Below are 12,042 nucleotides of genomic sequence, written 5' to 3' on the forward strand. Positions count from 1 at the left end.
GGCGTCCGCCACGAGTTCACCCACGACACCGAACTCCGCCTTACCCAGGTCACCAACCCCCAAGGCCTGACCTGGAACTACGCCTACGACCCCGCAGGCCGTCTAGCCTTCGAGACCGACTTCGACGACCGCACCCTCACCTACACCCACGACCCCGCCGGCCAACTCACCACCCGCACCAACGCCCTCGGCGAAGTCACCGCTCTCACCCGAGATGCCCTGGGCCGCATCACGTCCAAGGACGCCGCCGGCATCCCTACCACCTACGCCCACTCCCCCACCGGACATCTCCTTAGGGCCACCAGCCCCGACGCCACCGTCACCTACACCCGCGACGTCCTGGGCCGCGTCACCGCCGAGTCGGTCAACGGCCGCACCATGACGTTCACCTACGACGCCCTGGGCCGCCGCACCTCCCGAACCACCCCCACCGGCCACACCACCACCTACACCTACGACGCCGCCGGCAACCGCACCGCCATGGACATCGCCGGCCACGTCCTCACCTTCGACCACGACGCCGCCGGCCAGGAACTCACCCGCACCATCGGCGACTCCCTTCAGCTGTCGCACACCTGGGACCCCACGGGTCGACTCGCCGCTCAATCCCTCACCACTGTGGGAACCGGCACCGTCCAGGCACCCGACACTGCCGCCGCAGAAGTACAGAACGTCCTCCGCCGCGCCTACACCTACCGCCCGGACGGCAACCTCACCGCGATCGACGACTCCCACACCGGCCGCCGCACCTTCGACCTCGACCGCGCGGGCCGCGTCACCGCCGTCCATGCCGCTGACTGGTCCGAGACGTACGCCTACGACGAGGTGGGGAACCAAACCCACGCCACCTGGCCCGACCGCCACCCCAACCCATCGGCCCGTGGCGACCGCACCTACACCGGCACCAACATCACGCGCGCCGGTGCCATCCGCTACGAACACGACGCCCTCGGCCGCGTAACCCTCCGCCAGAAGATCCGCCTTTCCCGCAAGCCGGTCACCTGGCGCTACACCTGGAACACTGAGGACCGCCTCACCTCGGTCATCACCCCCGACGGCACCACCTGGCGCTACTTCTACGACCCCTCCGGCCGCCGAATATCTAAACAGCGCCTGGCAGCCGATGCTGTGACGGTCGCAGAGCAGATAGAATTCACCTGGGATGGCCCCACCCTCACCGAACAGTCCGCTCACGCCCCGGGTCGGTCAGGCGCCCTATCTCTCACCTGGGACCACCAGGGCCTCACCCCTCTCACCCAAACCGAACGCAAAACCACGGCACTCGCCAACGCCGCCCAACAGGTAATAGATCAGCGCTTTTTCGCCATCGCTACCGACCTCGTCGGCTCCCCCGCCGAGCTCGTAGACACTTCCGGATCCATTGTCTGGAGCAGCCGCACCAATATCTGGGGCACCACCACTTGGAATCGTGAAGCGAGCGCCTACACTCCCCTCCGCTTTCCGGGCCAATACTCTGATCCCGAAACGCAACTCCACTACAACTTCCATCGTTACTACGATCCCATATCCGCTCGCTACACCGCCCCTGATCCCCTAGGCTTGGCTCCTGCTCCGAACCCCGCCGCTTATGTTGTCAACCCCCATGTGCTAATGGACCCCTTGGGTCTGGCTGGTTGCGAAATAGCAGGCCCGAAGAGTTCAAAGGAATTCCGGAACTCGCCCGGTGCGGCGACAGGGGGAAGCTCATTGCCGGACGTCAATGGGCAATGGCTTAGAGGGTCGGAGGGGAACGCGGGAAGGATCCCAGGGCAGGTAGCCAGAGAGCTGCAAGGGAGAGAGTTCGAGAGCTTTGACAAGTTTCGTGAAGCCTTCTGGAAGGAAGTCTCGCGGCATGATGAACTGGCCACACAGTTCGACAAATCCGGTCAAACTGCTATGGCTGGCGGCAAGTCCCCCTTTGCTCCAGCGGCACAGCATCTAGGTCAGGGGAGATATGTTCTGCATCATATAAAGCCAATCCAGCATGGTGGTGGTGTGTACGATCTCGACAATCTAGTCGTGGTGACGCCGCGGTATCATAAAGAGATACTGGATGGCGGCTATCATTTTGGAAACGGTTAGAGAGGGCCGCCTGGGAGGAGTCGTGAAAAATGCAACAGAGGTCGCGTGAAGAATTGGTCCGTATGGTCCAGCAACTCATCGACGCGGAACTTCCTGAGGAGGAGGAAGATCATCTCGTTGACCAATTGAAGTCTAGTGTGTTGCACCCACGCGTTACGGACCTCATCTACTACAACACTCCCAAGCTGACGGCTGAAGAAGTGGTAGACAAGGCTCTCGCTTACCGCCCGGTAGAGTTGTAGGTCTAGATTGATGGGATCCCGTTAGGCGGAGGTCCGGCCCGTGGGTGTAGTTGGACTGTCAATCAGTCAGGGAGTGAACTGATAGGTCATGGCCCCAGGGTCGGTCGGTGCGGAGATTGGAGGCAAAAACTGGGGGTATCCGAATTACCGGATCGCGGGCATACTACTGTCGCGCCAGTCGTTCACGCGCTTTCGGACGCTCGGGATCACGGGGAGCGCGTTAATCTCTCCGGGATCAAACCATCGAATATCCGTGGATTCCTCGGATGCTGCCAACTGCCCTGCCACGGGACGGGCGAGGAAGCAAATGGAGAACTCTTGCCGCACTTCGCCATCGTCGTAGGCGAAGACGTGACGGGGGTTGGTGTAGGTGCCGACGATTCCCATGATATCGACATGGAACCCGGTCTCCTCGAGCGTCTCTCGGATGGCGCAGGCCGGCAGTGATTCGCCAATCTGCATGGCGCCACCGGGAAGGGCCCACATGCCGTTGTCGCGCCGACGCTGAAGCAGGAGGCGTCCGGAGTCGTCGACGACGATCGCAGAGGCGGCCGGTACCAGGCTGTTCGCTGCGGGTGCGTTCGGGTCGTCCTCGTAGTCGCGCCTACCCATTGCTGGCCCCTTCCCCTACTGGAGTTCCTCTGTGCCACAACTCCTCTACGTGCGTGGCGAAGCGGTCAAATATGCCGTCATCCTGGTGACGCCGTAGATGGAGTGTCGGAGCATCGTGCCCAACGCTGTGCGTCAGCAGCGGCGTCTCGATCATGTCGTCATCGAAGCGAAACACGGACAGGTAGGCGTGCCCATCGCTGGGCCTCGCGTCAATGCCCGGCTGCGTTCTGATCTTCCCCAACTCGGCGAGAGTCACGCGGATACGCGTCGACAGAGTCAGGGCGACACCTTCATCCTGTTCGCGCGAGCGAGTGAGATCGCTGTCAGGGTCACCGAGCAGAAAGCGAACCCCGCATCCACGCGCGGCCTTTCGTCGTAGCGCTGCACCAAACTGGGCTTGTTCGAGCCAGAGGAAGTAGTTGGTGTAGGCCGCGAAGGTCAAATCACGCTCCGCTTTGGTGATCAACGACCGCCAAAGGGAGGCTGGACAGGCGGAGCGGTAAGGGTAGACGGAAACGACCTCACGGTCGGGACCAACCTTGATGGCCTTCCTAGCGGCTGCCGGTCACAACACTGCCTCGTCCTCTCCGAGTGCTTCGCAGACGGCCCACCTGTGCCGGGAACGGGGGACGCGCCCGGTCTCGGTGATCCAGCGGCCGACGGTTTTGATATCGACACCGCACCTCTCGGCCAAGTGGGGATCCGTCATGTGTGCCTGAAGCATGGCGCGGCGAAGTGCGGGAACGGCGGTTGCAGCGCGGGCGGCGGCGGGCGCTGTGGCTCGCCGCGTACGGGCTTGATGCCGGGCCGCGCTGGATTCACGGTGTGGAGGTGGCAGGCCGATGAGTTCCACTGGCATCGCTCGGCTTCTGCCGTGGCTGAGCCCGGATGGGAACCCGTGCTTCCTGGTAGGTGACGGGGCGGGGTTCGTGTCCCGGATCGCCGATGAGGTGGAGGTGGCGCAGCTTGGGATGGCCGACGAACTCATTGAGGAAGCGGGCCGCATCCTGGAAGCCCGCACGTGGACTCCCGGAGAGATTCATCTGCTGGCAGTCGAATTGACCGCGTCGTTGGTCAATGTGCGACGGGTGGCGGAGAGTTGGGGTGCGCGGCTGCCCGTTCCGGACGATGAGGGCCTCGACGCCGCCGTCGGGGCACGGCGATGCGTGTGGACACGGGGCACGGGACACGGGAGGGACGGGCCCACGGCAAGTATGGGCCCGCCCACGCCCCTGCCCCGGGACCGTTCGGTGTGGCCCTCACCCCCGCAAAGCGATCCCATGCTGCTGCGCCAGAATCGCCGCCTGGACGCGGCTGCGCAGGTTGAGCTTCGACAAGATCCGGCTCGTGTGGGTCTTCACCGTGCCCTCGGCCAGGTTGAGGGTTTCGGCGATGGCGCTGTTGGCCAGGCCCTGGGAGATGCAGGCGAGGACTTCGAGTTCGCGTTTGGTGAGGGTTTCGAGGGCCTGGGAGGAGTCGTCGGGCAGGGTGGGGATGGGGACCGCCGACGGGGGGCGGCCGGCGAATTCGGTGATCAGGCGGCGGGCGATCGCGGGGGTGAGGAAGCCGTCACCGTGGGCGACCTCGCGTACGGCGCCTACCAGGACGGCGGGTTCGGCGTTTTTGAGGATGAAGCCGCCGGCGCCCGCTCGCAGCGCGCCGAAGATGTACTCGTTGAGGTCGAAGGTGGTCAGGACCAGGACCTCGGCGAGGCCGCGTTCGACGATGCGGCGGGTGGCGGCGACGCCGTTGAGCTGGGGCATCTGGACGTCCATGAGGACGACGTCGGGGCGGAGTTCGGCGGCCAGGCGGACCGCCGTCTCGCCGTCGCCGGCCTCGCCGACGACCGTGATGTCCGGGTCGGTCTGCAGGACCAGGACCAGTCCGGAGCGTACGGCGGCCTGGTCGTCGGCCACCAGGACGCGGATGGGCGGGGTGGGGCACGAGGGCGGCGCGGGAGCCGGTAACGGTTCGGAGGCCGTCGTGGGGTCGGGGGCCGTCATCGGCACGGCGGCCGATGACGGTGCGGGCCCCGCCGCCGGTCCTTTCGCGGCGTCGTCGTGCACCAGACCGTTCGCTAACTCGTCCACCGGCTCTTCCACTTGCTGCTCCATCTCTCGTCCTCACCGCCCCCGTGCTGGTACCCGGAGTGGTTCCGCTCCGGGAGTCGATCTGTGTGGGTCTACGGGCTGTGTTGGTCTCTGGGCTGCCCTAGGTGGGCTGCCCTAGGAGTTCTGTGTCAGTGGTAGTACCGCCCTTACCCGCCAGCGGCCGGGGGCGGTGCGGTCCGGGCCCGCGTCGAAGACGCCGCCGACCAGGGCGGCCCGTTCGGACATGCCGGTGAGGCCGGCCCCGGCGCCGCTGGCCAGCCGCTCCACGGGGTGCTGCCGGGTGCGGGGGTCGGGGCGGGCCAGCGGGCTGTCGACGGTGATCGTGAGTTGTTCGGCGCCGGTCTGGCAGCGGATCCGCACCCGCCCCGCCGAGGCGTGCTTGAGGACGTTGGTCAGTGCCTCCTGCACGATGCGGTACGCCGTCACCTCGATGACGGAGGAGACCTCGGGGAAGGTCTCGGGGAAGTCGGTGTGCAGGGTCAGGGCCGCGGCGTCGGCGGCCGGGCGGGCCTGTTCGACCAGGGCGCCGAGGGCGTTGAGTTGCGGGCGATCCCAGTCGTCGTCCACGCCGCGGTCGGAGCGCAGCAGCACCACCATGCGGCGCATTTCGGCCAGCCCCTGCACACTGTTCTCGCGGATCACGGCGAGGGCCTGGAGTATCGGGTCGTCGGGGGCCGCGGCCTTGGACCCGGCCTCCCCTGCCACGTCGGCGTCGCCCTCCGCCGCCCGCTTGGCCTCCGTCAGGGACAGCACCGCGCTGGAGTGGATGGCGATCGCGCTGAGGTGGTTGGCCACCAGATCGTGCAGTTCACGGGCCATACGGGTGCGCTCGGTCTGCAGGACGGTCTTGCGGTCCAGCTCCGCCAGGCGGTTGATCTGCGCGGCGCGCTCCCGCTCGGCGTCCGCGCGCGCCTTGTGGTTCCTTATCAACAGCCCGGTCCATACGGGGGAGATGAGCAGCATCGCGACGATGACGCCGGTCGTCACCCCCTCCGAGCGGTCGCTGAGGGCGACCAGGGTGACCGTGGTGGCGATGGTGACGGCGACGGTCCCGAACTGCAGCACCCGGCACAGCCACGAGGCGCCGTACAGGGCGGCCGCGTAGAGCAGGTCCGTGTAGATCAGCACGGGGACCAGGCCGCCGCTGGAGGTCATCTCCACGGTGACGGTGACGGTGCCGACCGCGACCGCCATGGGCGGCAGCGCGCTGCGGAACGCCGTCGCCGTACACAGCACGAGCACCGGGAGGACCGCCTGCCAGGCGGGAATGTCGCTGGCCATGACCCGGGGGCCGCCCAGGACATACAGAATGAGACAGCCGGCGAAGAAACCCACCGCCATTCTGAGGTCACGGAGCGGTATGGGCCGGCGGCGTGCGTGCGTACTTGGGAAAGGGCGTAACCACACACGAGGACAGTACTTCGGTGCTCTGCCCGTTCTCTTGGCCCTGGCGCCCGAATTTGGGGCGGTCTCCCGTACATCGAAGTATGTAGCCGTACATCAGCAGGAGGGAGGACCCGAAGGCTCCGGAGGATCTGCAAACCTTGGGCTGTCTGTATCGATCGATGTAGGCGAAAAAGGGGGAGACAACATCTGTATGACGGGCCGCCACTCACCCAGTGCGGCCTTGGCACCGTTCAACTGTGGAGGACGGAAAGTACGTGGAAACGAACGCCGCTCTTCTCGAACTCTGTCCGGAGCGCCTTGACCAGGACGTTTCTGACCACCGGCACCACCAGCAGCACCGGGCCCCGGCCCGCCCCGCATCCCCCGCACCGGCGCAACCGCCCGCTCGACCGTACCCGCATGGGCATCCGGGCGTGGCGGCCACCTCCGTACCCGTATTCGTCGTCCCCATGGGGTCCCCGTCCGCCGCGTCCTCCCCGCGCGGCGGAGCCAGGGGCACGCTGTCCCCGGACAACTGCCTGGGCCTGAACGGGCATTCCCGAGCCACCCTCGACACCGCGTCCCGCCGCTGGCTGCTGGCCCGGCTCCCCGACCGGGTGGGCACCGCGATGGCCGCCGCCGGCCACTGGGAGCTGTACGGCACCCGTGGCCTGCTGGTCGTGGCGTGCGGTGAGGACGCCCGCCAGATGGGCTTCTCCGTGGAGTCCGTCCACCGTGACGGCAGCCCGCCCGACACCCCGTACGAGGTGCTGACGGCCCGGGAGGCGCAGCTCGCGGCGAACTGCGCCGCCGACGAGCGGGAGCGTCTGATCACGCGCTTCTGGGTGCGCAAGGACGCCGCCATGCAGGCCGTCGGGCGCGGTCTGTCCGTGTCTCCGGAGCGCATCGAGGCGGGATTCGGTGCCGACCACGGCACGGTCACGGTGCCCGATCCCTACGGCCTCGAAGTCCGTGTCTCGGTAAGGAACTTCGCGTTCTCGGCCGCCTACGAGTTCGCCGTGGCGACCCCCGAACCGCTTCCGCTCACCCCGTCCTTCGCCTATTCGGTCACGTAATTGCCCGTTTCCGACCGTATCCGCGACGGCACCGCCGTCAATTCCCCAGTGATGGCCTGAATTCGGTCCTTGACGCGCTATCGGGGCGACGGCTCGGACAATGGTCCACCTGGGTGAATCGCCCGCATGTCGCGCTCTCCCGGCATGCAGAAAACCATATTTCCGGGTTAGTTGGTGTGTGCCCACCGTTCGTGGCGTGCACTGCGCCGCGGCGCTGCCGGAGCACTGCGGAGGATGCCCGTGATGCCGTCGCCCCTCGCCAAGCGGTCCGCCGAATCGGTCCTGTCCGTGCTGCTGGCCGTGCTGGGCATCCTAGGCCCGGCCGGTCCGAGCGCGGCGCAGGACGTGCCGTACGGACCGGTGCCCGACTGGGAGCGCATCGCCGCCTGTGAGAGCAACGGCCGCTGGCACATCAACACCGGCAACGGCTACCACGGCGGCCTCCAGATCGCCCTGAGCACCTGGCGCGCCTACGGAGGCCGCCGCTACGCGCCACGGGCCGACCTCGCCACCCGTGCCGAGCAGATCGCCATCGGCCGCCGCATCGTCCGCGACCAGGGCCTGTCCGCCTGGCCCAACTGCGGCCATGCCACCAACCGCACCACCCAGCGGACCCCCGAGAGCGACGGCGGGGACGTCGGGGCCGGCGGGGGCGTCGGGGCCGGCGGGGGCGTCGGGGCCGGCGGGGATGGCAGGGATGGCAGGGACGGTGGAAGCCCGCGTGAGTGCCGTCGTGAGGGGGGCGCACGCAATGAGAGCGCCGAACGTACCGAGACCGCCGCACGCACCGAGAGCGTCCAGCGCACCGAACGTACCGAGGGTGCCAAGCGCATCGAGGGGGCCGAGCGCACCGACACCCCCGACGGTCCCGGGAACCGCCAGGAGCAGCACGAGCGCCGGAGGCCCGAGGGGCCGGACCACCTCTACCCGGGGCACCGGCTGCGGGCCTGAGCGGCGCGGCCGGGTACGGCCGTGGCCACCCGGAGGGCCGTCATGGTGAATCCGGTGGTCGGAGAGGGTGAATACGGGCAACGGGCCGTTGCTCAGGCTTGGTGGAGACCGGCCCGCCCGGTAGCAAGTCCGCGGGTGACCAAACCGCGAGGTGCAGGAGCACACAGTGAAGAACATGGCACGCGTCAAATATGTGATCGCAGGAGCTTGCGGGCTGCTTCTGGCCGTCGGTGGGGCGTCGCCGGCGCAGGCGTGGGACGGGTTCGACGGCTACGGCGACGGGGTGTGGAACAGCGACACCATCGCCAGCTTCCACGCCATCCTCCGCTGCGGTCCCCGGGCCAAGATCTGTGTCAACGGGCCCGTGAACAGCGGTAACGTCAAGTACGCGCAGAACGTCGACATGACGGGCAACCCGAACAACAGCGGCAGCCCGACCAACGTCAACGGCAACACCAACGACGACTCCGGCGGCACCACCGGCGCCGAGAGCAAGACCAGCAACGACATCCAGCACATCGGACGGGCCTCGGGCTCCACGCACTTCTGACGTCCACGCACAGCGAAGCGGCCCCGTTTTCCGGAACGTACCGGGAACGGGGCCGCTTCGCTGCGCTCGCTGTGACCGTGCTCGCTGTGACCGTGCTCGCTCGGTCTCAGTGGTGCAGGCCGAGGAGTTTCTGGATGTTGTTGCCGCTGCCCTCCGAGGCTCCTGCGGTCGAATTGGAGCTGTTGGTGGAGCCGTTGGAGCTGTGGAGGTTGCCGCTGTTGTTGGGATTGCCGTGGTTGATGAAGTTGCCGCTGTGCTTGTTGTTGCCGCTGTGTACCGGGCCGTTGATGCAGGGGTGGGGCGCCTTGCGCACCGGCGACTTGTAATTGAAGTCGGCGAGGCGGTTGTTGCAGACCACCCCGGAGACCATGCCGGTCACGGTGCCGACGTCCGCGCCCGCCACGGCCGACAACAGGGATTCGCCCGGGACGGTCACGGCCTGCGCTGCCCCGGCGCCGAACAGCACCAGTCCGCATGCCCCGATGACGCTTCCCGCCTGTGCAATTCTTCTCACGGTGCTCCTCGCCTGTTCATCGTTTCGATGCCAGACGTATCGTGCTGCCGTTGTCCATCGGCATCGTCGTTCAACCCGCAGGGAATAAAACGCTCGAAGCCGAGAATCAGCCGGGTGGCCCAACTCCTCCCCAGAGCACCGGCCCCTCCTCAGAGCACCAGCCGCTCCGGCATCGGCTGCTCCACGCCGTCCAGCTCCAGCGTGCAGCGGGGCACGGACGGGACGAGGTGCGGCTGGCGGAGCAGCACCCGGAAGGGGTGGGCGGGCTGGTCGGGCAGCTCACCGGCCAGGACGTTCATCCCCGGGCCGTGCTCCTTCTGGTAGGCGATCACCTTGCCGTCGACCAGCAGCTCGATCTCCCCGTCGCGGCCGGGGCCGACGTTCACGGTGATCGAGTGGCCGTCCTGATCCAGGTGGAAGTGGTGGCTGTGCCCCATGGCGCACCTCCGGAGGTCCAGCGCTCCCGTCATTACGTCCAGCGTAAGGGCCCTCCCGTCATCCCTGGCGAGCGACAATTGGGGTGGGTGAGGACGACGATGAACGGATCGGTCCGGGTCGGACAGGTTGTCGGCGTACCACTGCGGATGCACTGGAGCGTTCCGCTGCTGGTGGGCCTGTTCGCGGTCGGCCTCGGGCGGCAGGCCCTGCCCGTCTGGACCCCGGGCCGCTCGGGTGCGGTCTACGCCCTCGCCGGCGTCGTGGGCGCCGCGCTGCTCACCGGCAGCCTGCTGCTGCACGAGGCGGCGCATGCGGCGACCGCCCGCCGGAAGAAGATCTCGGTCGAGGACGTCACGCTGTGGGCGCTGGGCGGTATGACGCGGATGGGCCGGCCCAAGACCGCCGCCGCGGCCTTCCTGGTGGCCGTCAGCGGCCCGCTGACCAGCCTGGTCATCGGGGGCGTCGCGCTCGGTGCGGGCTTCGGCCTGCAGCTGCTGGCCGGCTGGGCGGAGATCCCCGCGGTGGTCGCGATGTGGCTGGGTTGGGCGAATCTGTTCCTGGGCGCGTTCAATCTGCTGCCCGCCGTGCCGCTCGACGGCGGACGGGTGGTGCAGGCGGTCATGTGGTGGCGCACCGGCGACCGGGAGCGGGCCGATCTGGCGGCCTCCCGCAGCGGCCAGGTCATGGGTGTGCTGATGGTGGCCGTCGGCTGGATCTCCGTGCTGCGCGGGGCGCCGGGCGGACTGTGGATCGTCTTCGTCGGCCTCTTCATCATGATCGTCGCCGGTGCGGAGCGCCGCCGGGCCGCACTGCACACCGCGCTGCGCGGCGTTCGGGTCGCCGACGCCATGTCCAGCCCGGTGGTGACGGGTGCCGACTGGCTGACCGTCCAGCGCTTCATCGAGGACGTGGCGGTGCCCTCCCACCACTCCGTCCTCCCGCTGCTCGACTTCGAGGGCCGCCCCAGCGGCGTGGTGCAGCTGCGCAGGCTCGCGGTGGTGCCGCCGGCCGAGCGGGAGAACCTGCGGGTGCGCGAGGTGGCGACCCCGCTGTCCCAGTGCGCGGTCGCCGCCCCGGACGACCCGCTGAGCGAGGCCCTCGAACGCCTCACCCTCCGGACCGGCACCCGCCTGCTGGTCGTGGACGGGGGCCGGCTGGCCGGGATCGTCACCGGGAAGGACGTCTCCCGGCTCATGCGGCGGCAGACCCTGGGCGGCGGTCCCACGCCCGGTACGACGCCCGGTCCCACGCCCGGTCCGACGCCCGGTCCGACGCCCGGTCCGACGACCGAGCCGGGTGACTGAGCCCGACGACGCAGAGAGGCGGCATCCCGCCATGCGGTACATCACCGTGACGGCCCTCAGCCACCCCGGCCTGCTCCGCGACCACAACGAGGACAGCCTGGTCGCCGGCCCCTGGACGCTGTGCGGCACCGTGACCGAGAACCCGCAGACCCTGGTCTTCCCGCTCGGCACCCCGCTCGTCGTCGCGGTCGCCGACGGCATCGGGGGCCAGCCGGGCGGCGAGGTGGCCAGCGCCCTGACCGTACGGCAGCTGGCCGCGGTCGGCCCGTCCCTCAGCAGCGAGAAGGCCGTCCGCGAGGCCCTGAGCCTGTGCAACCGCGCGGTGTACGCGGCGGCCGGCCGCGATCCGGACCTGACCACCATGGGGACCACGGTCGCCGGCGCGGTCGTCCTCGCGGAGTCGCTGCTGATCTTCAACGTCGGCGACAGCAGGGTGCTCGACGCGACCGGGGACGGTCTGCGCCAGGTCAGCGTGGACGACAGCCCGCCCCTGCTGCCGGGCTGCCGCACCACCTCCCTCGTCACCCAGGCACTCGGCGGCGCCACGCGCTTCTGCGCCATCACCCCGCACGTCACCACCGCCCCGCTCACCGCCGGGGACCGCTATCTGATCTGCACCGACGGTCTGACCGACCCGGTGCCCGAGGACGAGCTCGACGAGCTGCTGCGGGCCCACGAGAACGGCCGGGCCGCCTTCGAGCTGTGGAAGTCCGCCATCGAGGCGGGCGGCCCCGACAACATCACGCTGGCCCTGCTCGGCATCGGCGAGTGACCCC

At 68.4% G+C, this 12,042-nt stretch carries 13 protein-coding genes; 7 read left to right on the forward strand and 6 right to left on the reverse strand.

Translation table 11 applies throughout. The annotated features are described in order from the left end of the window. Both ACZ4NB_RS33395 and ACZ4NB_RS33400 read left to right on the forward strand, forming a co-directional pair. The coding region (locus ACZ4NB_RS33395; protein WP_467666782.1) for an RHS repeat-associated core domain-containing protein at positions 1-2,082 on the forward strand (2,082 nt) is incomplete at its 5' end. 29 nt (positions 2,083-2,111) lie between these two features. Continuing rightward, positions 2,112-2,324: a bacteriocin immunity protein gene (locus ACZ4NB_RS33400; RefSeq protein WP_467666783.1), complete on the forward strand. Its 213-nt coding sequence runs from the start codon at positions 2,112-2,114 to the stop codon at positions 2,322-2,324. Positions 2,325-2,468: 144 nt separating this feature from the next. Here the strand turns inward: ACZ4NB_RS33400 and ACZ4NB_RS33405 are convergent, their stop codons facing one another. The 4 genes from ACZ4NB_RS33405 to ACZ4NB_RS33420 all read right to left on the reverse strand — a co-directional run bounded on the left by ACZ4NB_RS33405 (position 2,469) and on the right by ACZ4NB_RS33420 (position 6,328). Further along, positions 2,469-2,936, reverse strand: a complete 468-nt coding sequence (locus ACZ4NB_RS33405; protein WP_467666784.1) for an NUDIX hydrolase — start codon at positions 2,934-2,936, stop codon at positions 2,469-2,471. Further along, positions 2,929-3,402 carry a DUF5919 domain-containing protein gene (locus tag ACZ4NB_RS33410; RefSeq protein ID WP_467666785.1) on the reverse strand — a complete coding sequence of 158 codons (474 nt, stop codon included), beginning with the start codon at positions 3,400-3,402 and terminating at the stop codon, positions 2,929-2,931. Before ACZ4NB_RS33410 ends, ACZ4NB_RS33405 begins: the two co-directional genes overlap by 8 nt. Before the next feature lie 793 nt (positions 3,403-4,195). Then, positions 4,196-4,864, reverse strand: a complete 669-nt coding sequence (locus ACZ4NB_RS33415) for a response regulator (protein ID WP_467666858.1) — start codon at positions 4,862-4,864, stop codon at positions 4,196-4,198. Between the two features lie 297 nt (positions 4,865-5,161). Continuing rightward, positions 5,162-6,328 (reverse strand): sensor histidine kinase, encoded by a 1,167-nt coding sequence (locus ACZ4NB_RS33420; protein ID WP_467666786.1) that lies wholly within the window; start codon positions 6,326-6,328, stop codon positions 5,162-5,164. A gap of 539 nt (positions 6,329-6,867) precedes the next feature. On the opposite strand from ACZ4NB_RS33420, the gene ACZ4NB_RS33425 reads away from it, so the two are divergent. The 3 genes from ACZ4NB_RS33425 (at position 6,868) to ACZ4NB_RS33435 (ending at position 9,010) form a co-directional block, all read left to right on the forward strand. Beyond that, a complete protein-coding gene (locus tag ACZ4NB_RS33425) occupies positions 6,868-7,509 on the forward strand; it encodes a 4'-phosphopantetheinyl transferase family protein (RefSeq protein ID WP_467666787.1) in 642 nt (213 codons plus the stop codon). 243 nt (positions 7,510-7,752) lie between these two features. Beyond that, entirely contained in the window at positions 7,753-8,460 is a 708-nt protein-coding gene (locus ACZ4NB_RS33430) for a transglycosylase family protein (protein WP_467666788.1), read from the forward strand. 175 nt (positions 8,461-8,635) lie between these two features. Beyond that, positions 8,636-9,010, forward strand: a complete 375-nt coding sequence (locus tag ACZ4NB_RS33435; RefSeq protein WP_467666789.1) for a hypothetical protein — start codon at positions 8,636-8,638, stop codon at positions 9,008-9,010. Positions 9,011-9,116: 106 nt separating this feature from the next. On the opposite strand, the gene ACZ4NB_RS33440 is transcribed toward ACZ4NB_RS33435, so the two are convergent. Then, positions 9,117-9,524, reverse strand: a complete 408-nt coding sequence (locus tag ACZ4NB_RS33440; RefSeq protein WP_467666790.1) for a hypothetical protein — start codon at positions 9,522-9,524, stop codon at positions 9,117-9,119. Between the two features lie 149 nt (positions 9,525-9,673). Next, entirely contained in the window at positions 9,674-9,961 is a 288-nt protein-coding gene (locus ACZ4NB_RS33445; protein ID WP_467666859.1) for a hypothetical protein, read from the reverse strand. Positions 9,962-10,060: 99 nt separating this feature from the next. Between ACZ4NB_RS33445 and ACZ4NB_RS33450 the strand changes: the two genes are divergently transcribed. Both ACZ4NB_RS33450 and ACZ4NB_RS33455 read left to right on the forward strand, forming a co-directional pair. Further along, positions 10,061-11,266, forward strand: coding sequence for a site-2 protease family protein (locus ACZ4NB_RS33450; RefSeq protein ID WP_467666791.1), 1,206 nt, complete (start codon positions 10,061-10,063; stop codon positions 11,264-11,266). Positions 11,267-11,297: 31 nt separating this feature from the next. After that, complete coding sequence (locus ACZ4NB_RS33455; protein ID WP_467666792.1) at positions 11,298-12,038, forward strand: PP2C family protein-serine/threonine phosphatase; 741 nt, start codon at positions 11,298-11,300, stop codon at positions 12,036-12,038. Positions 12,039-12,042 lie beyond the last annotated feature (4 nt).

This window comes from Streptomyces sp. NPDC026575 (genome assembly GCF_055567415.1).